This is a genomic window from Ruegeria sp. (genome assembly GCF_965243365.1).
Classification (GTDB): domain Bacteria; phylum Pseudomonadota; class Alphaproteobacteria; order Rhodobacterales; family Rhodobacteraceae; genus Ruegeria.
This window is the reverse complement of record NZ_CBDEUW010000002.1, coordinates 2,748,603-2,766,594: the sequence shown is the minus strand read 5'-3', so window position 1 is coordinate 2,766,594 and position 17,992 is coordinate 2,748,603. Positions and strand designations below refer to the sequence as shown.

Below are 17,992 nucleotides of genomic sequence, written 5' to 3'. Positions count from 1 at the left end.
ACCTTCTATACAGGCCGCCCGGCCTCAGATGCGATTATTTCAGCGCATCCCACGAGGATTGGATTTCGTCGGCGACTTCCTGTGCCGGCTTTCCGCCAGCGTAGTCAACCATGCCGGTCCAAAACGTACCGGCCCCTACTCCGCCCGGCATCAGGTCCGAGCCGTCAAACCGGAAAGTGGTCGCACCCAGAAGAATATCGTTCATCTTCTTAAGCGTCGGGTCCGAGAACACGGATGTATCAACACCTTTGTGTGGTGTTAGGAAGCCGGTCAATGCCATCCATGTCTCATGCGCTTCGGGGGTCTGCAGATAGGCGATCAGATCATGTGCAGCCGGGCTGTCATTGGTGATCGCCCAAAGCGTACCGGCGCCAAGTACCGGACTGCCGAGATCCTTGCTTTCATATGCTGGGAAGTAGAAGAAATCGGCATCTTCACCGACAACCGTGCCCTCGGGAAAGAATGCCGGGATGAACGACGCCTGACGGTGCATGTAACATTGCGGGGGCGAACTGAACATGCCCTTAGGGCTGTCACGGAAATCGGTCGTCGCGACTGTACCTGCCCCACCGGCAACGTAGTCGTCATTGCGTGCAAACGCGCCAAATTCTTCGATAGCAGCAACCACTTTCGGATCATTGAACTTCATTTCGTTAGACACCCAAGCGTCATAGTCCTCGGGTGACTGAGTGCGCAGCATCATATCTTCGACCCAATCGGTCGCTGGCCAACCGGTCGCGCCACCAGACCCCAGACCGATACACCACGGTGTCTCTCCGTCCGCGACGATCTGATCGGTCAAAGCCTTCAGTTCTTCCATTGTGGTCGGAACTTCGTAACCTGCATCCTCGAAATTCTCAGGCACATACCAAACCAGCGATTTCACATCGACCTTGTAGAAGAATCCATAGAGGTGATCTTGTCCTTCAGGACCCGAAAAGGTTCCCAAGTCGACCCAGGATTGACCCGCCGCATAGTTGTCACGAATCCAATCAGCAGTGCCATCGCCCAACGGGGTCAGAAAACCCGACTGGGCCATGTCCGCTGCCAAACCAGGCTGAGGGAAAACGGCCACGTTCGGCGCCGAACCTGCCTCTGCATCAATCCTGATCTGCTGCTCGAAGCTATCTGAACCGACATACGCATATTCGTGTCCGGTAGCGGCTGCAAAGCCATCCAGCACTGCCTCGACGTTCTCTTGGTCCGGGCCCAGCCATGGCCCGAACACGGTCACCTTATCAGCCTCAGCCGTTCCCGCCATCAAGGCAAATGTGGCCGCACCTGCGTAAAGCGCGTGTTTCATGAAATCTCCTCCCAGTAATATCGGTGCACCTCGAGTCATATTCAAAGCGCTTTGGATGCTTCACTTTATCTGCTGACAATAAGATTCTGTCAACATGTCGTTTCCCACCCTTAAAAACTGCCTATTTTCATCTATTACCCAAAACGGGTTGACGGAATCTGAAAATCACAACAAAACAAGTAGGGACGAATTTGAAGGCGCTTTGAATGCAATGAACCTAAAGCAACTTTCTGAGATTCTCGGTCTTTCGCAGACAACGGTCAGCCGCGCGCTGAACGGCTATCCTGAGGTGAACGAGGAGACCCGGGTGCGCGTTCAGGCGGCTGCGGCCAAGCATGGTTACCGCCCAAACAGCCGCGCCAAAGGTCTGGCGACAGGCAAATCTATGGTGATCGGACATGTGATTCCCAGCTCTTCCCAGCACGAGATGGTGAACCCGATCTTCGGCGACTTCGTAGCTGGCGCTGCGCGAACATACTCTGCGAATGGCTATGACATGATGTTCACCACCGCGGATGACACCTCGATCGAAGGAGCCTATCGCAGCCTGTTTCAGCGCGGAGCGGTAGATGGCGTCGTTTTGCAGGGTCCCAAGGTTAACGAGCGTCGTATCGATCTGTTAACCCGAATGGGCGTGCCTTTCATCGTGCACGGACGCTCAACTGGGGTGGATGTGGAATATGACTGGATTGACGTAAACAACAAAAGCTCGTTCCTACGTGCGACACAGTTCCTGATCGATTTGGGCCACCGCCGGATTGCTTTGATAAACGGGCTTGAAGACATGGACTTTGCGCAACGCCGTCGGACCGGCTACTTGCAAGCACTGAAACAAGCCAACTTGACGCCGGATCCACAACTGATGCGCAGCGCCGAGATGACCGAGGTCTACGGCCATCATGAAACTCGCGACATGCTGCAGTTGGACAATCCGCCATCCGCCATTCTGGCGTCGTCGATGATTTCGGCTATCGGTGTGCGGCGGGCGCTGGACGAAGCGGGGCTGAAGATAGGTCAGGATGTGTCGGTTATCGCGCATGACGATGATCTTTCCTATCTGAAAAACGGGCAGGATGTGCCCATTTTCACGGCGACGCGATCATCTGTTCGACATGCAGGAGAGCTGGCCGCCGAGATGCTGATCGAGCGGATCAAATCACCTGATGACCCGGTCAAAACCAGGTTGCTTGAGGCGGAACTGGTTGTCGGAAAATCAACCGGTCCAGCACCCAAAGGATTCTGAAGATGAAATATGCGCGCAGCGATTTTCCCAGGGATTTCCTCTTTGGAGTTGCCACCTCTGCCTACCAAATCGAAGGTCACGCCCAAGGCGGTGCCGGTTCGACACATTGGGATACGTTTGCTGCCACACCCGGGAATGTGGTGCGGGGAGAAAATGGCGATCTGGCTTGCGATCACCTAAACCGGTACGAGCAGGATCTCGATCTTGTGCGCGACGCAGGGTTTGATTGCTACCGCTTCTCGACCAGTTGGGCACGAGTGATGCCCGAGGGGCGCGGACCGGTTAATCAAGCGGGCCTGGACTATTACGACCGCCTCGCTGATGCGCTGTTGGAGCGGGGTATCCGCCCTTGCGCGACGCTCTATCATTGGGAACTGCCGTCACCTCTGGCGGATCTGGGCGGTTGGCGTAACAGGGATATCGCTGGCTGGTTCGCCGATTTCACCGAGGTCGTCATGGGCCGGATCGGTGACCGGATGTTCAGCGTCGCCCCGATCAATGAACCGTGGTGTGTCAGTTGGCTAAGCCATTTCGAAGGGCACCATGCCCCCGGCCTGAGGGACATACGGGCCACCGCGCGCGCTATGCATCACGTTCTGTTGGCTCATGGTCAAGCAATTCAGACGATGCGCGGGTTGGGCATGTCTAATATTGGCGGAGTGTTCAATCTGGAATGGGCCGAACCCGCTGATAACAGCCCCGAAGCACAGAAGGCCGCCGCCTTGTATGACAGCATCTACAACCGGTTCTTTCTGGGTGGGGTATTCAAGAAGGCCTATCCTCAGAATGTTCTAGAGGGGTTAGAACCCTATCTTCCGCCCGGCTGGCAGGACGATTTCGATATCATTGGCGCTCCTGTCGACTGGTGTGGATTGAATTACTACACCCGCAAGCTAATCTCTCCCTCAGACACCGCCTGGCCCAGTTTGGTCGAAATTCCAGGCCCCTTGCCCAAGACCCAAATGGGTTGGGAAATCGACCCAGCAGCCCTGAGCAGGTTCCTGATCCGAACAGCACGCGAATACACCGGTGACTTGCCGATTTACGTGACGGAAAACGGCATGGCCACCGCTGAACGCCAACAGGACGATGACCGTATCGACTATTTGGATCAGCACTTATCAGCAGTTCAGGTTGCCCTTGGCGAAGGTGTTCCGGTCAAGGGCTACTTTGTCTGGTCCCTGCTGGACAACTACGAATGGGCCTTGGGGTATGAAAAACGCTTCGGTCTGGTTGACGTAGATTTCGATTCTATGAAGCGGACCCCAAAAGCGTCTTACTTCGCCTGGAAGGAAATGCTGGCCACGGCCAGCACCGCCGATTGACGGTCACGAGTGACCAAACCCCGCTTAAATCAGCTCAACCTTAGCCATACAGGCATTCAATAGCTGTCAGACAAAATCGAACCAAAGTTATTTAATACAGCAAAGTTATCCATTTGCGCCGTACCCAGTTCGTGTCGCTCGGCAAGAGTGGTGGACCATATCAGCTTAAAGGTATCCCGGATGGTACGGCCCTTTTCTGCATAAAGTGGCTATTAACCAAGGAATGAACGGCCATGAACTTTTGCAAACTTCTCATACCCAGGTGGACTTAAGACTTGAATTGCGCCCAGAACAGGTGCCCAGCGCATCTCTGACTACCAACGGGCACAACGGCAAGCGGGAATTGTGACACAATTCCAGGTGGAAACACCATTGAAGTAAGAAAATTAAGAGTGGCGGGGAGACAGGGATTCGAACCCTGGGAACGCTCTCACGTTCAACGGTTTTCAAGACCGCCGCATTCGACCACTCTGCCACCTCCCCGCTTGACGGCAGGGTCTATGCGCAGATGCGACCAGAGGCAAGACATAAAGAGGGAAATCTTGCCGAAGCACAACCGCAAGTCTTCCCATGACAGAGCGGTCACGTTATGATCCTTTCGAAAGACCGTAAATGACCGGGCAAAAGATCCGGCGAACAAGCGGTGGGGCTCGGCCAGAACGGCCCCTTCAGGCAAGGGATATCGAAATGAATCGAGCGACTGGCAAACGCTTTGGGCCGCATCGGCTTATTGCACTGACAGCCATCATGACTGCTTTGGCAGCATGCGAAGAAGGTTTTAACCTCGCAGACGGCAAGGTAATCGAAGAAGCTCCTGAGACCGATGAGGCGACGGAGACACTTGAGTTATTCCCGTCCAACGGGTCGGGTACTCAAAACGACGTTGAAGCCCCCGAGGTTTTTCAGGTTACCGAAGCCGGCCTTTGGGACGGGCGACCTTCGCTGGGTGGTATCTGGGTAGCCCACCCTGATGTTACACAGCCCGAGCGTGTGCTGATCAAGAACACCTCGAACAACAAATCTATTACCGGTGCCTTGTTCCGACGTGACGGTAACTTGCCAGGCCCCGCCTTGCAGGTGTCGTCTCTGGCTGCACAAGAGCTTGGGATGCTGGCCGGGTCCCCGACCCGGATTGAGGTTGTCGCCTTGCGTCGCGAAGAGATCGCGCCACCTCCTGAGGAGAAGACGCCTGAGGACGCACCGGAAACAACGGATACCGATACCGAAGTCGCATCCGTCGATGCCGAAGCAACAACTGCCGATACGTCGGACACAGAAGAAAAGCCTGCCAAGCGGAAATGGTGGCAGAAAAAACCGGCTGAAGAGGCCGGAACTGTAGCGGCAGGTGCCGCCGCCGGGGCTGCGGTAGCGGCGTCTGCAGCAGATGACACGGCTTCGGTTGCTGCTGACGCCGTTGATGAAGTCGCAACCGAAGACAAGCCCGCCAAACGGAAGTGGTGGCAGAAGAAAACCGATGACGTTGCCGAAGCACCCGCAGCCGAAGCGGCCGCAGCGGCAACGGTGACAGAAACAGCAGACGAAACCGCCGCAACAGCATCGCTGTCTGATCCCGAGATTACTCCGCCCGAGGAAAAACCGGCAAAGCGGAAGTGGTGGCAAAAGAAAGATCCCGACGAAATCACCGAAACGCCATTGGATCCGATCGAGGGCGCAGCCGCCGCGATCGAAGCCGCAGAACCGACGCCAGTTACCACAACCGCAGCGGCAGGCACGGCGGCGACGCCCGCGCTCAGCAAGCCCTATGTGCAGGTCGGTACATTCAGCGTTCAAGCCAATGCAAACAGTGCCGCTCAGAAGATCCGGCGCAACGGCATGGCTGCAGATGTGCGTGAACTGCAATCAGAAGACAAAACAATCTGGCGCGTACTGGTCGGTCCGGCCACCACGCGCGCGGAACGCAAGGCAATCCTGTCTGATGTGAAAGACCTGGGTTTCACAGACGCGTTCACCACGGGCAACTGAGAAACAGGAGGACTACGATGCTGTCCGCTCTGCGATCAAGTACACTGGCCATTGGGCTGACCCTGCTGACTCTACCTGCCTACGCCTTCGACACTACGGCGCGGGCTGCTTATGTCATGGATCAGAAGACCGGCACGGTCCTGTTGTCGAAAGAGGCAGATCAGCCTTTACCCCCTGCTTCGATGTCCAAACTCATGACGCTCTATGTCGCGTTTGAAGCCTTGCGCGACGGGCGATTGACGCTGAATGAAACGCTGCCGGTGTCAGAACATGCCATGAGTTATGGTGGTTCGACCATGTTCCTGAACACACAGGACCGCCCCACTGTCGAAGACCTGCTGCGCGGCATCATCGTTCTATCCGGTAATGACGCCTGTGTGGTCATCGCCGAGGCGCTGAGCCCGGATGGAACCGAAGCTGGATTTGCCCGCTACATGACTCAGCGTGGCAAGCAAATCGGAATGGACAATTCGAACTTTGCCAACTCGAACGGATGGCCTGCAGCGGGCCATATGATGTCCGTGCATGATCTGGCGGTTCTGGCCAATCGCTTGATCTCGGATTTCCCGGAATACTACCCGCTGTTTGCCGAAGAAGAGTTTGAATTCGACGGCCGCGCACCTTCGAACAAACGCAATCGAAACCCGTTGCTTAACTTGGGAATAGGCGCTGACGGACTTAAAACCGGCCATACTCAGGAGGCTGGCTATGGTCTCGTCGGTTCTGCCAAACAGGGCGACCGTCGGGTAATCTTCGTGCTCACCGGTTTAGACAGCACCGGCACCCGGGCAGAGGAGGCTGAGGCCGTGGTTAACTGGTCGTTTCGAAATTTTGTCGAGAGGACAGTTGCCAACGCGGACGAACCGATAGCCGAAGCCAAGGTTTGGATGGGTGCGCAAAAGACGGTTGGTCTTGTTCCACAAGAGGATCTGACACTGCTGTTCCCGGTTCTGAACGACAAGGATATTGATGCCGAAGTGGTCTATGACGGCCCCGTAAACGCACCGATCCGCAAGGGACAGCAGGTGGCTGAACTGGTTATCAAACCCGAAGGCCTTCCGGAAATCCGGCGCCCGTTGGTTGCGGCGCAGGACGTCCCGCTGGGCGGGTTTGTCGTGCGCATGATGACCGTTGGTGGCATCGTAATGAAAGACTTTATCAACAACCCGCTGGAGTCGATGTGACTCAGACCGGGGTGTTTCTGACCTTTGAAGGCATTGATGGTTCGGGAAAATCCACGCAGGCGCGCCTGCTGGCCGAACATCTGCGGGCGTCCGGTCATCAGGTGGTCCTGACACGCGAACCCGGCGGATCGCCGGGCGCCGAGGAAATCCGTAACCTTGTGCTGCAGGGGGACCCTGATCGCTGGTCCGCCGAGACAGAAATTCTGTTGTTCACAGCCGCGCGCCGAGATCACCTGGAACGCACGATAGAACCGGCGCTGGCCGAAGGCAAAATCGTGATCTGCGATCGCTTTGCCGACAGCACGCGCATGTATCAAGGCCTGTCGCGCGGTAATTTACGAGGGCTAGTTGATCGGTTGCACAACCTCATGATCGGGCGCGAACCGGATATGACGTTGCTGATTGACATGGACCCCGCGACCGGCCTGTCCCGTGCCAAGGGGCGTCAGGGCGCCGAAGAACGGTTCGAAGATTTCGGCCCTGCCCTGCAACAGCAAATGCGCGCCGGGTTTCTGGCGCTGGCTGACGAGTTTTCCGACCGATTCCGTATCGTTGACGGCAATCGAGACATGGACAGCGTCTCGCAAGATGTGACACAAATCGTCACCGAAGCCTTGCAACAGACAGTTCATGAGTGACGAGACACCGACCCCGGATCAAGCCCCCGGCGCCCCTCACCCACGCGAAACCCGAACATTGGTCGGGCAGAGCGCGGCTGAGCAGGCATTTCTGACCGCATACAACTCGGACCGGCTGCATCACGGATGGCTGCTGACCGGCCCACGCGGCGTGGGCAAGGCCACCTTGGCTTGGCACATTGCCCGGTTTTTGTTGGCCACAACGCCTTCGGATGATGGCGGTTTGTTTGGTGCGCCACCCGCGCCTGAAACTCTGGATATCGATCCTGATCACCCGGTCGCGCATCGCATTCTGGCAGGGGCCGAACCCGGGTTGGCCGCAATCACACGATCGGTGAACGATCAGGGGCGTCTGCGAAACGAGATTGTGGTGGATGACATCCGCAAGCTGGGCAAGTTCTTTGGTCTGTCCTCGTCCGATGGCGGGCGTCGCGTGGTGATTGTGGATTCTGCGGACGAGATGAATGTCAGCGCCGCGAATGCCCTTCTGAAAATGCTGGAGGAGCCGCCCGCGCGCACGACCTTGCTGCTGATCTCGCACCAACCCTCACGCCTGTTGCCAACGATCCGGTCTCGCTGCCGGACCTTACGGCTGGCACCGCTGGGGGAAGAGGACATGCAGGCGGCTTTAGCACAAACCGGTGCGGCAATGCCGGACCGCGCCGACCACCTGACCGCCTTGGCGGCCGGGTCTGTCGGCGACGCTGTGCGACTGATCAACCTAGGCGGGCTTGAGATCTACGCGGAACTGATCGCCATTCTGGGCACCCTGCCCCGCATGAACCGCCAACGTGCGCTTGCACTGGCCGAGGCCGCCGCCCAGCGCGGTGCCGCTGAACGGTTCGAATTGCTGTTGACCCTGATCGATATCGCCCTGTCGCGGTTGGCACTGATGGGTGCAACAGGTGCCCCGCCCACACCCGAGGCTGCCCCGGGCGAGGCCGAAATACTGGCACGCCTCTCGGCTACCCCGCATCAGGCGCGGGCCTGGGCCGAGGTTGCGGCCACGATCACAGCCCGCGCGCGTCATGGTCAGGCAGTGAACCTTGACCCTGCCGCTCTGGTCCTAGATACGGTGTTCAAGATACAGGAAACCGCCGGTCAGAGCAGATGAACGCCACCCCAGAAATCACCGACAGCCATTGCCATCTGGACTTCCCGGATTTCCAAGGCCAGTTGGATCAGATCATCGCCAACGCGGCTGAGGCCGGGGTGACCCGCATGGTGACCATCTGCACGCGCCTGCGCAACGAACCCGCCGTCCGCGCCATTGCCGAGGCACATGCGCCGGTCTTCTACGCCGCCGGGACTCACCCAATGAGCGCGGCTGACGAGCCGATGGCAACCGTCGACGAACTGGTCGGGCTGTCGCAGCATCCAAAATTCGTCGGCATTGGTGAATCGGGTCTGGACTATCACTACACAGCCGACAGCGCTGAGGTGCAAAAGCAGTCGCTGCGTGTCCATATCGCGGCTGCCCAACGCACTGGCCTTCCGCTCATCATCCATGCGCGCGCGGCGGATGACGACATGGCTCGCATTTTGACCGACGAGCACCGCAATGCGCCCTACTCCTGTGTCATGCATTGCTTTTCCTCCTCTGCCGAACTGGCCCGCGCAGCGCTCGATCTTGGATTCTATCTCTCGATGTCCGGCATCACCGCTTTCCCGAAAAGTCAGGAACTGCGTGATATCTTCGCCGCCGCCCCGGTTGACCGCATTCTGGTGGAAACCGACGCGCCATATCTGGCCCCGCCCCCGCATCGCGGTAAACGCAATGAACCCGCATACACCGCCCACACCGCGCGCAAGGGCGCCGAAGTTTTCGGGCTCGACTACGCCGAATTTGCCGCCCAGACGCAGGCCAATTTCGACCGGCTATTTGCCAAGGCCGCCCTTTATAAGGCGGCTGCATGAACGAGATTCGGTGTACCATCCTGGGCTGCGGCTCTTCCGGTGGCGTGCCCCGGCTGGGCGGGCATTGGGGAGAGTGTGACCCGAATAACCCGAAGAACATCCGCCGTCGCTGCTCTATGCTGGTAGAGAGGGATGGGCCGGATGGCACCACGGCGGTTCTGATCGACACCTCCCCCGACATGCGCGGCCAGTTGCTGGATACCGGCACCGGGCGGCTGGATGGCGTTGTCTACACCCATGCCCACGCGGATCACACCAATGGCATCGACGATCTTCGTATGATCGTCTTCAACATGAAAACCCGCGTTCCGGTCTGGGCCGATGGCGACACGCAGAACGCTCTGCTGGCGCGGTTTGGCTACGCGTTCGTTCAACCCGAAGGCTCTCCTTACCCACCGATTCTGGACCTTAAGACACTGGATGGGCCGTTTCAGATAGATGGGCCCGGCGGTCCGATCCCATTTCAACCGGTCAAAGTAAAACACGGTTCAATCGATGCCCTTGGGTTCCGGATGGGCAAACTGGCTTATCTTCCAGATGTCTCTGACCTCTATGATCAGGCCTGGACCGATCTTTCTGGCCTCGACATGCTGGTCATCGACGCCTTACGCCGCAAACCGCACCCTACCCACGCGCATCTGGACAAGACTTTGGAATGGATCGAGACCCTGCGCCCTCAAAAGGCGGTGTTGACCAATATGCATATCGATCTGGACTATGACACGGTCGCCTTGGAAACACCTGATCACATTACTCCGGCCTTTGACGGCCTTGTGATCCGGCAGGCACTGTAAGGCTCTGTTCTGTAAGCGCGGCATATCCCCAGTGACCACAAAGGGGGTATCGACATGTTGCAAAGCCTGATCAATGTCATCCTGCCCGTATTCCTTGTCATCGGAGCAGGCTATGCTACGACCCGATCCGGATACCTGACTGAGACCCATATTGAAGGTCTGATGAAGTTCACCCAGGGTTTCGCAATTCCCTGTCTGCTGTTTCTAGCAATCTCGCATCTGGACTTAAGCGCCAGTTTCGACCCCGGTCTGCTGATAAGTTTCTACGCGGCTGCAGGGCTGTGCTTTGCTGCGGGAATCTTAGGGGCACGTATGATCTTTCACCGCGAGTGGGAAGACTGCGTAGCTATCGGCTTCTGTTGCCTTTTTTCCAACTCTGTGTTGCTTGGCCTGCCAATCACCGAACGCGCTTTTGGGCCAGACAGCCTGACCGGAAACTATGCGATTATCGCCATCCACTCTCCTTTTTGCTATGGGCTGGGCATTACGGTGATGGAGGTCATCCGCAACCGGGGTCACAGCGGCGGGCGCATGCTGCGGGCCGTACTGACGGCAATGTTCAAGAATGCGTTGATTCTGGGGATCGCCCTTGGTTTTGCCGTGAACCTCACCGGGATCGCCATCCCCGCGGTTGTCGATGAGGCACTTGGCCTGATAACCCGGGCCGCCCTGCCCGGCGCCCTGTTTGCCCTGGGCGGCGTTCTGGTCAAGTACCGGCCCGAGGGCGATTTACGCGCGATAATTTTCGTGTGTTGCATTGCGCTTCTGTTACACCCCAGCCTTGTTTGGCTGATGGGGGTCAGTGCAGCGCTGCCACAGGACCTGTTCCGATCCGGGGTCCTGACGGCCGCAATGGCGCCCGGCTTCAACGCATATATTTTTGCAAACATGTACGGGCGGGCCAAACGCGTTGCAGCGTCCTCTGTTTTGATTGGAACCGCCGCATCAATCCTGACAGTGTGGATGTGGCTAACCCTGCTGGGGTAACAATCCTGACTGGACTGCATTGACTCTGCCCGACAGCGCGACATCTTTCGCAGACACACCACCCGGAGCTTACACGCATGCCCCACGCCGTCATCGTTGCCCATGGTCAACCATCAGACCCCGAACCAGCTGAGGCCAGCCTGGCGGCGTTTGCCCAAAACGTTGGCGCTTTGGCACCAGCGGTATCGGTTCACTCGGCGACTCTTGCCGCGCCTGGGGCGTTGGAGACCTGTCTCGACGCATTGCCTGACGGCACCGCAATCTATCCTCTTTTCATGGCGCGGGGTTGGTTTGTGACCAGTGCCCTGCCGAAAAGAGTCGGATCGCGCGCTGTCCGAATTCTGGACCCTCTGGGCATTGACCCCGACCTGCCAGAATTAGCGGCGGCGGCTTTGCACGAAACGCTATCAGATCGTGGTTGGCCGGTGGAGGAGACTGATCTGGTCATCGCTGCACATGGATCAGGCCGCAGCCCCAACCCTGCCAAGGTCACGTTGGATTTCTCCACCAATCTCGGGAAACTCCTGCAATTCAACACCATACGCGTGGGATTTGTCGAACAGCCCCCCTCAATTTCCGAAGCGGCATCAGGCTCGGGCCACATGGCAATCTGTTTGCCATTTTTTGCCTGCACCGGCGGTCATGTTCTCGAGGACGTCCCCTCTGAGCTGGCGCATGCAGGGTTTTCAGGTGCGGTAACTTCTGTGATTGGAGAACTGCCGCCGATCCAGAAGCAAATCGCAGACAGGCTGACACGCGCGTTGTGTCCATGACCATTAGGATCTTACGCGCCTTACTGGCCGGCTTCGGAAAGTTCTGAATAGAGACAATGGCGAGAGCGCCCATTCCTTTTAGCCGAATAAAGCGCCAAGTCAGCCGCATGAATGATCTCTGACGCCAGCGGGTTTTCGAACTCAGTAGATAACGCGATACCGATGCTGGCAGAAACGGAACATGTATCACCGTCAAAACTCATTGGCGCGCTGAGTTTTCCGATCAGTCGACCTGCTATGTTGCTGAGTTTTTCACGGTCCAGAAGGCCTTTGAAAATCAATACAAATTCATCTCCTCCGACTCGTGCGACCGTATCGTCATTGCGGGTTTCCTCTAGCATGATCCGAGACGCATGCTGTAGAACTTGATCGCCCGCCGCGTGACCCAGCCTGTCATTGACCGATTTGAAGAAGTCCAGATCCAGATGCATCAACGCAAATCGGGACTTAGCAGACAGCAGATGAGACATAATGTGATCCATCGCACGCCGGTTCTTCAGGCCGGTCAGTGTGTCGGTATAGGCTTGCTCCTCGGCTGCAAGCATCGCACCTTGAAGTCGCAGATTCAGCGAGCGTGATGCCTCCATCGCGGCAGATTTGGCCTCGACCAGATAGAGCAATTCAATCGCCAGATCGGTGCCCGAGAAATCGGCGCTGGTCAGCGCATAGTCGCGCACCGCATCCAGAATTGAGATACCAAAAGACAGGTTGATCACGGCCCCCTCGCCATTTGGCAAAGGGGCGATCAGACCCTTAAGTGCGGTTCGGGGGTTATCCCGAAACCTGAGCCGCAGCCTGCCCCCTGCCGTTGCCATCAACGCCGGAATAGTAGTCACCATGCGCGGACGCAGCAGCTCAAACAGCGTCAGAAAATCCTGACCCTCCATGGGCTGATCCGGCCGCAGCTTTTGCAGTGTGGGTCCGACCCGGGTGATCCGACCGGTTTCGTCAACCAGCGCAAACATAGGACAAAGTGTTTCCAGCAACGCAGCCAGATCCGCAGTTCCCATCACAGCTTCCGCGCTCCCAACTCAAACCGTCGTCCAGCGGCAAATGCACTTTCCACCAAAGTGATCGAAATGACCTCAAGATCACCCTCGCCGTCATCATTGGAAAGCATGACCAGTGCCCCGTAGTCGTCTGCCATGGCGCGCAAAACCCCGGTCATGACGCTGGAGTAACCCGGAAGCCCCGGGAAACACTCCAACTTATACTCTGACGGTGCACTTTCCGTCAGTTCCAGCGCGGGCAGATCCAGGTCCGAAACCGCCAGTCTTACTCGATCAGCCAGATCGTCCAATGAGTGCAGAAACTCGACATAGGTCACCCCACCAAATCGCAGCAGGCGGCGGAGGTCTTCCATGGTGGGATGGGAAACCAGATAGGTACCCAAATCTTCAAGAAACTCGGCCTTGGGGCGATTCAGGTCGGCACAAAGTGCATCCAATATGCGAAAAGTTGTATCGGACTCATAGACAAGCATTGCCTCGAATTCCGTAAAGCCGACACCTGCCGCCTCGGTCACCCGCAGCCAACAGGGGTGCCCATATGTGGCGCATACAAAAGATTGTATCGCCCTGTTGATCAGTCCATGCATGGATCGCCCCTGGTTGGCTCACCATCGGATTTGATCGCAGAAAGTTTAACAAACCCCGAATTTGAATACGCGGGCGCTAGAAATCGGTAGGCGCGCCGCCTTCGGCTTTGCGACGGGCAACAAAGTCTGAAAGCTCCTCGCGGGTAGCTTCATCGATGGGCGGTGCCTGAAAATTGCCGACAATTTCCTTGAACATGCGATGCGCGCGCTCAGGTGTCCAAATGCCACCTGCGGCCTCCCACCCTTCGTAGTTTTTCCAGTCGCTCAGGAAGGGCTGATAAAATGCGGTGGTATAGCGATCCTGCGTGTGCTGGATTCCAAAGAAGTGCCCGTCATTGCCAACCGCCCGGATCGCATCCAAGGCGATTTCGTCGGGGCCGGTAGCCGTCAGTTCGGGATCCATATAACGTTGAATTTGCTGCAGGATTTCGCAATCCATGATGAATTTCTCGGGGCTGGCAATCAGGCCGCCCTCAAGCCATCCGGCAGCATGATAAACCATATGCGTCCCTGATTGCACCGCCGCCCACAGTGAATTCGAAGTCTCCCAGACCGATTGCCCATCCGGTACGTTTGCGGCGCATACTCCTGAAGACCGCATAGGCAACCCATAAAAGCGGGCCATTTGCCCTGTCATCTGGGTCGAGCGCATGTATTCCGGTGTGCCAAACGCCGGTGCGCCCGATTTCATGTCCACATTTGACGTGAAGGTTCCAATGACACAGGGAATTCCGGGGCGGACATATTGGAACAAAGCAATGGCACATAGGGCCTCGGCCAGCGATTGCGCGACGGCCCCCGCCATCGTCACCGGCGCCATTGCGCCTGCCAGGGTAAAGGGTGTGACCACAATCGCCTGGCCACGCCGCGCCAGTCTGAGACAGCCGTCGATCATGGGATGATCGTGTTTGAGCGGCGAGGTCGAGTTGATGTTCGTATACATGCGCGGTTCTGCGTCGAACTCATCATGGCTCAACCCGCCTGCAATACGAACCATCTCAATCACGTCCTCCACCCGCTCTTTACCCAGCGAGTAGGCATGCATGACTTTATCGGTCAGAGTCAGCTTGTCATAAAGCACATCGAGGTGGCGTGTACTGGCATGCAAATCGACCGGCTCGACCGGGTAACCGCCCGCAAAGTGGACACAGTTGAAATACTGCGTCAACTTCAGCAGATCCTGGCACATGCGCCGCGTGCCCGGCACTTTCTTCCCGATCTCCATATCCCAGTAGTTCGGTGGGGAAGACACGTTTCCGAACAACAGATTACGACCGCCGACTGTGATCGCACGATCCGGATTTCGCGGAGTGAGAGTGAAAGAGGAAGGTGCCTTGGCCACCATCTCCATCACGAAGTCGCGGCCCATACGCACATTGTCACCATCAACGTTGCAACCGGCCTCGCGCAGGATCCCCTTGGCCTCTTCATTGTAAAACTCGACGCCGATTTCTTCGAGAATTCGCATCGCACCATCGTGGATGGCCTCGACGCCCTCGGGCGTTAGCGGTTCGGTTGGCCGATCGATGTTAACCGGCGGGTCCCAAGGCATCTGATCGATTACATCGCTGCCACGCCGCTCTGCCGCGCCTGCGCGTCCGCCACTGCGGCGTCGGGCTGTCCTTGTCTCAGCCATTGCGTCCTCCGGGTGCTGTTGTCCTATTAGGAAGCCCCGAAGACAGACAACTGGCCGCTCTGTCTGCGACACGCTTTGTCGTTTTTTTAACGCAATGCGGCGATATTATGCTGCGATCCTTTAACGCGAAGACAGCCAGCCGGGGATATGTCCGATATCCGGCAGGACAACATCGGCCAAAGGTGCCAATGCATCTTCTTCTGCTAGACCGGTCAGAACACCGATTGTCACCATCCCAGCCGCACGGCCCGCTTCCAGATCGTGGCTGCTGTCGCCGACCATTGCGATGCGTGCCGGATCGATGCCCACGTGCCTGGCAAAGGCCAGTAATTGACCCGGCCCCGGCTTGGCCCCATGACCGCTGTCATAACCCGCGACAAAGTCGAAATGACCGCGTACACCAACCGAATCCAGATGTTCGAGCGCAGGTACTTCTGCGTCATTCGTGGCGACACCAAGTTTCAGACCCGCCGCACGCAGGCCGTCCAGAAACGCCGTCAGCGGGACGGCCGGAACCTGTTGCGACGCTGCCGAAGCGTCGTTCATAACTTCGACGATCTGCACATGCGTGTATTCCGGCAGATGAGGCAGCAGAACATCCGCAATCTCGTCCACGGTCTGGGCGATAACGACGCTGTCGACCTCATACCGTCCCTCGGCCAGATCGAAACCGATAACCGTTCCCAGCTTGACCGCGCGATCCTCGTCACCATCGGCCAGAGTCATCAGAATGGCCCGCCCGAAACTGCCCCAGGTTGCCGCAAAATCAAAAAGCGTGCCGTCCTTATCGAACAAGAGGGCATCAATGGGCATGGCCGGGAACTCCTGCTGGTTAGGTCCAGTGCATATCCGTTTCCCCTGCCATAACAGCACGGGCCTGACCCGGCAATTCGTAAGGCACCGAATTGGCATCACAAAACGCAATCACCCACGAATCGTCCAGCACAAGAAAATCAAGAACCGAGGTCAGAAACTCGGCCTCTCCAGCCCGGTCCCTCAAGTCCTGAACGGAAACGCCCGTAGCGCCCTGAAAAACCGGAAGCAATTCATCGTTTCCAACCAGCCAGTTCAGTACATTCAGGGCCAGAGTTTCGGCAGAGTCAGCGGAAATTGGCATAAAAAGGCCTCAGATCGGGACACGGAAAGGGTTTGTTAACCAGAGTCATAAACACTTTGGCAACACGCGCAATCTAACGGTGAATGGCTATGTCCGTGCAAGGAACGATACTTGTCCTCGACGGGGTTTCGACCAATCGAATCATGCTCAAGGTTCAGTTGACCGCTGCGTGGTATCAGATCGTGCAGGGCGAAAAAGTCGCAGGCCTGGCGGCGTTGCTGCGCCGCACGCGGCCCGATCTGGTGTTGACCGCGCGCAGTCTGCCGGATGGAACCGCCGCAGATGTTAAGAAGCTGCTGGCGAATGATCCCATGTTTGCGGATGTACCGATTGTGGCAATCGTGCCGCAAAACGACAAGGCCGCCCGGTTGCAGGCACTGGCCGAAGGGATGGACGATGTCCTTGCACACCCCTTCAAGGACACCTTGCTGCTCGCGCGTGTTCGCAGCCTGCTGCGCGTCCGGGCCGACCGGCAGGACATGCGGCTAAAGGGCGATGCGCAATCGGTCGGGTTCTCGGAACCCGCAGTTTCTCCGATCGCGCCGCCTTCAGCCGCCCGGATCGCCATCCTGACCCGCACCACCAGTTCCGGCACCCGCTGGCGTCGCGCGCTGCAGGCGCAAACACGGCACCGGATTTCCACTCACCTGTTGCCAAACCTGAGCAGCGTGCTGTCCGGAGTAAAACCGGACGCCATCCTTGTCGAGTTGGGCAATGATGGCGCCGGGTTGAATATCCTGGCCGATTTGCGCTCACGCGGGGCGACGCGCCACACGGTTCTGATCGGCATTACGCAAAACGACAACGCCACCCTGGCGGCCGAAGCGTTGGATCGCGGTGCAGACGCAATCTGTCCGGGCGGCTTCAACACGGATGAGATCGCATTGCGGCTGGAGACGTTGATCGCGCGCAAAACACGTGATGACCGGCTGCGCACATCCATTCGCAACGGGCTGGCCGAATCCCTGACTGACTCGCTGACCGGTCTGTTCAACCGCCGTTACGCCATGCGGGCGATCAACCAGATCGCCAATCGGTCGCTTCAGTCGGGTCAGCGATTCGCGATCATGCTTGCGGATCTGGACCATTTCAAATCGATCAATGATCAGTATGGCCATGTCGGCGGCGATATCGTTCTGACCGAGGTCGCCAATCGGCTGCAAACCACCCTTGGAGATGCGGGATTCGTCGCTCGCCTTGGTGGCGAGGAGTTCATGATCGTCATGCCAAACACCTCAGCGGAAAAGGCGTTACAGCAGGCCGACATCATTTGCGACAGCATCTGCAGCCGCCCCTTCAAACTGCCGGATCAACCGACCCTGATCCCGGTCACTGTCAGCATAGGACTGAAACTATGTGAACCGCCCGAATTGGCGCAACAGGACAGCGTGGATCCTATTGATTGGTTGATCCGATCCGCCGACAAAGCGCTTTATGCCGCAAAACAGGCGGGTCGCAATCAGGTGCATATCCGCCAAAGCGCGGCCTGAGCCGA

Annotated in this window: 17 protein-coding genes and 1 tRNA gene; 11 read left to right on the top strand and 7 right to left on the bottom strand. The window is 57.6% G+C overall.

The window, feature by feature from the left end; all coding sequences use genetic code 11:
• Nucleotides 1-34: 34 nt before the first annotated feature.
• Nucleotides 35-1,303 carry an ABC transporter substrate-binding protein gene (locus tag ACP0GE_RS17445; RefSeq protein WP_424833178.1) on the bottom strand — a complete coding sequence of 423 codons (1,269 nt, stop codon included), beginning with the start codon at nucleotides 1,301-1,303 and terminating at the stop codon, nucleotides 35-37.
• Between the two features lie 211 nt (nucleotides 1,304-1,514).
• On the opposite strand from ACP0GE_RS17445, the gene ACP0GE_RS17440 reads away from it, so the two are divergent.
• Together ACP0GE_RS17440 and ACP0GE_RS17435 are read left to right on the top strand one after the other, a co-directional pair.
• Nucleotides 1,515-2,546, top strand: a complete 1,032-nt coding sequence (locus ACP0GE_RS17440) for a LacI family DNA-binding transcriptional regulator (RefSeq protein WP_424833177.1) — start codon at nucleotides 1,515-1,517, stop codon at nucleotides 2,544-2,546.
• 2 nt (nucleotides 2,547-2,548) lie between these two features.
• A complete protein-coding gene (locus tag ACP0GE_RS17435) occupies nucleotides 2,549-3,871 on the top strand; it encodes a GH1 family beta-glucosidase (protein ID WP_424833176.1) in 1,323 nt (440 codons plus the stop codon).
• A gap of 393 nt (nucleotides 3,872-4,264) precedes the next feature.
• Here the strand turns inward: ACP0GE_RS17435 and ACP0GE_RS17430 are convergent.
• Nucleotides 4,265-4,354, bottom strand: a tRNA-Ser gene (locus ACP0GE_RS17430).
• Nucleotides 4,355-4,558: 204 nt separating this feature from the next.
• Here ACP0GE_RS17430 and ACP0GE_RS17425 point away from each other — a divergent pair.
• The 8 genes from ACP0GE_RS17425 to ACP0GE_RS17390 all read left to right on the top strand — a co-directional run bounded on the left by ACP0GE_RS17425 (nucleotide 4,559) and on the right by ACP0GE_RS17390 (nucleotide 12,147).
• Nucleotides 4,559-5,854 (top strand): SPOR domain-containing protein, encoded by a 1,296-nt coding sequence (locus ACP0GE_RS17425; RefSeq protein WP_424833175.1) that lies wholly within the window; start codon nucleotides 4,559-4,561, stop codon nucleotides 5,852-5,854.
• 17 nt (nucleotides 5,855-5,871) lie between these two features.
• Nucleotides 5,872-7,038, top strand: coding sequence for a D-alanyl-D-alanine carboxypeptidase family protein (locus tag ACP0GE_RS17420; RefSeq protein WP_424833174.1), 1,167 nt, complete (start codon nucleotides 5,872-5,874; stop codon nucleotides 7,036-7,038).
• Nucleotides 7,035-7,676: a dTMP kinase gene (gene tmk, locus ACP0GE_RS17415; RefSeq protein WP_424833173.1), complete on the top strand. Its 642-nt coding sequence runs from the start codon at nucleotides 7,035-7,037 to the stop codon at nucleotides 7,674-7,676. Before ACP0GE_RS17420 ends, tmk begins: the two co-directional genes overlap by 4 nt.
• Nucleotides 7,669-8,790 (top strand): DNA polymerase III subunit delta', encoded by a 1,122-nt coding sequence (locus ACP0GE_RS17410; RefSeq protein ID WP_424833172.1) that lies wholly within the window; start codon nucleotides 7,669-7,671, stop codon nucleotides 8,788-8,790. The genes tmk and ACP0GE_RS17410 overlap by 8 nt, the downstream gene beginning before the upstream one ends.
• Entirely contained in the window at nucleotides 8,787-9,593 is an 807-nt protein-coding gene (locus ACP0GE_RS17405) for a TatD family hydrolase (RefSeq protein WP_424833171.1), read from the top strand. Before ACP0GE_RS17410 ends, ACP0GE_RS17405 begins: the two co-directional genes overlap by 4 nt.
• Nucleotides 9,590-10,387, top strand: a complete 798-nt coding sequence (locus tag ACP0GE_RS17400) for an MBL fold metallo-hydrolase (protein WP_424833170.1) — start codon at nucleotides 9,590-9,592, stop codon at nucleotides 10,385-10,387. Before ACP0GE_RS17405 ends, ACP0GE_RS17400 begins: the two co-directional genes overlap by 4 nt.
• Before the next feature lie 54 nt (nucleotides 10,388-10,441).
• Nucleotides 10,442-11,374, top strand: a complete 933-nt coding sequence (locus ACP0GE_RS17395) for an AEC family transporter (protein ID WP_424833169.1) — start codon at nucleotides 10,442-10,444, stop codon at nucleotides 11,372-11,374.
• Between the two features lie 77 nt (nucleotides 11,375-11,451).
• Nucleotides 11,452-12,147 (top strand): CbiX/SirB N-terminal domain-containing protein, encoded by a 696-nt coding sequence (locus tag ACP0GE_RS17390; protein ID WP_424833168.1) that lies wholly within the window; start codon nucleotides 11,452-11,454, stop codon nucleotides 12,145-12,147.
• 20 nt (nucleotides 12,148-12,167) lie between these two features.
• On the opposite strand, the gene ACP0GE_RS17385 is transcribed toward ACP0GE_RS17390, so the two are convergent.
• The 5 genes from ACP0GE_RS17385 to ACP0GE_RS17365 all read right to left on the bottom strand — a co-directional run bounded on the left by ACP0GE_RS17385 (nucleotide 12,168) and on the right by ACP0GE_RS17365 (nucleotide 16,497).
• Complete coding sequence (locus ACP0GE_RS17385; RefSeq protein WP_424833167.1) at nucleotides 12,168-13,160, bottom strand: diguanylate cyclase domain-containing protein; 993 nt, start codon at nucleotides 13,158-13,160, stop codon at nucleotides 12,168-12,170.
• A complete protein-coding gene (locus tag ACP0GE_RS17380; protein ID WP_424833166.1) occupies nucleotides 13,157-13,744 on the bottom strand; it encodes a heme NO-binding domain-containing protein in 588 nt (195 codons plus the stop codon). Before ACP0GE_RS17380 ends, ACP0GE_RS17385 begins: the two co-directional genes overlap by 4 nt.
• A 76-nt stretch (nucleotides 13,745-13,820) precedes the next feature.
• Nucleotides 13,821-15,380, bottom strand: a complete 1,560-nt coding sequence (locus ACP0GE_RS17375; RefSeq protein WP_424833165.1) for a trimethylamine methyltransferase family protein — start codon at nucleotides 15,378-15,380, stop codon at nucleotides 13,821-13,823.
• Nucleotides 15,381-15,500: 120 nt separating this feature from the next.
• On the bottom strand, nucleotides 15,501-16,193 hold the full coding sequence (locus tag ACP0GE_RS17370; protein WP_424833164.1) for an HAD family hydrolase: 693 nt from the start codon (nucleotides 16,191-16,193) through the stop codon (nucleotides 15,501-15,503).
• 19 nt (nucleotides 16,194-16,212) lie between these two features.
• On the bottom strand, nucleotides 16,213-16,497 hold the full coding sequence (locus ACP0GE_RS17365; RefSeq protein ID WP_424833163.1) for a DUF3572 domain-containing protein: 285 nt from the start codon (nucleotides 16,495-16,497) through the stop codon (nucleotides 16,213-16,215).
• A gap of 89 nt (nucleotides 16,498-16,586) precedes the next feature.
• Here ACP0GE_RS17365 and ACP0GE_RS17360 point away from each other — a divergent pair, with 89 nt between their 5' ends.
• Nucleotides 16,587-17,987 (top strand): diguanylate cyclase, encoded by a 1,401-nt coding sequence (locus tag ACP0GE_RS17360; protein WP_424833162.1) that lies wholly within the window; start codon nucleotides 16,587-16,589, stop codon nucleotides 17,985-17,987.
• Nucleotides 17,988-17,992 lie beyond the last annotated feature (5 nt).

Bases quoted from the DNA above. Each gene is read 5' to 3' on its own strand.
- ACP0GE_RS17365 (WP_424833163.1), bottom strand. From the start codon at position 16,497: ATGCCAATTTCCGCTGACTCTGCCGAAACTCTGGCCCTGAATGTACTG.
- ACP0GE_RS17380 (WP_424833166.1), bottom strand. From the start codon at position 13,744: ATGCATGGACTGATCAACAGGGCGATACAATCTTTTGTATGCGCCACA.
- ACP0GE_RS17400 (WP_424833170.1), top strand. From the start codon at position 9,590: ATGAACGAGATTCGGTGTACCATCCTGGGCTGCGGCTCTTCCGGTGGC.
- ACP0GE_RS17420 (WP_424833174.1), top strand. From the start codon at position 5,872: ATGCTGTCCGCTCTGCGATCAAGTACACTGGCCATTGGGCTGACCCTG.
- ACP0GE_RS17375 (WP_424833165.1), bottom strand. From the start codon at position 15,380: ATGGCTGAGACAAGGACAGCCCGACGCCGCAGTGGCGGACGCGCAGGC.
- ACP0GE_RS17445 (WP_424833178.1), bottom strand. From the start codon at position 1,303: ATGAAACACGCGCTTTACGCAGGTGCGGCCACATTTGCCTTGATGGCG.
- ACP0GE_RS17360 (WP_424833162.1), top strand. From the start codon at position 16,587: ATGTCCGTGCAAGGAACGATACTTGTCCTCGACGGGGTTTCGACCAAT.
- ACP0GE_RS17440 (WP_424833177.1), top strand. From the start codon at position 1,515: ATGAACCTAAAGCAACTTTCTGAGATTCTCGGTCTTTCGCAGACAACG.
- ACP0GE_RS17425 (WP_424833175.1), top strand. From the start codon at position 4,559: ATGAATCGAGCGACTGGCAAACGCTTTGGGCCGCATCGGCTTATTGCA.
- ACP0GE_RS17405 (WP_424833171.1), top strand. From the start codon at position 8,787: ATGAACGCCACCCCAGAAATCACCGACAGCCATTGCCATCTGGACTTC.
- ACP0GE_RS17395 (WP_424833169.1), top strand. From the start codon at position 10,442: ATGTTGCAAAGCCTGATCAATGTCATCCTGCCCGTATTCCTTGTCATC.
- ACP0GE_RS17390 (WP_424833168.1), top strand. From the start codon at position 11,452: ATGCCCCACGCCGTCATCGTTGCCCATGGTCAACCATCAGACCCCGAA.
- ACP0GE_RS17435 (WP_424833176.1), top strand. From the start codon at position 2,549: ATGAAATATGCGCGCAGCGATTTTCCCAGGGATTTCCTCTTTGGAGTT.
- ACP0GE_RS17370 (WP_424833164.1), bottom strand. From the start codon at position 16,193: ATGCCCATTGATGCCCTCTTGTTCGATAAGGACGGCACGCTTTTTGAT.
- ACP0GE_RS17410 (WP_424833172.1), top strand. From the start codon at position 7,669: ATGAGTGACGAGACACCGACCCCGGATCAAGCCCCCGGCGCCCCTCAC.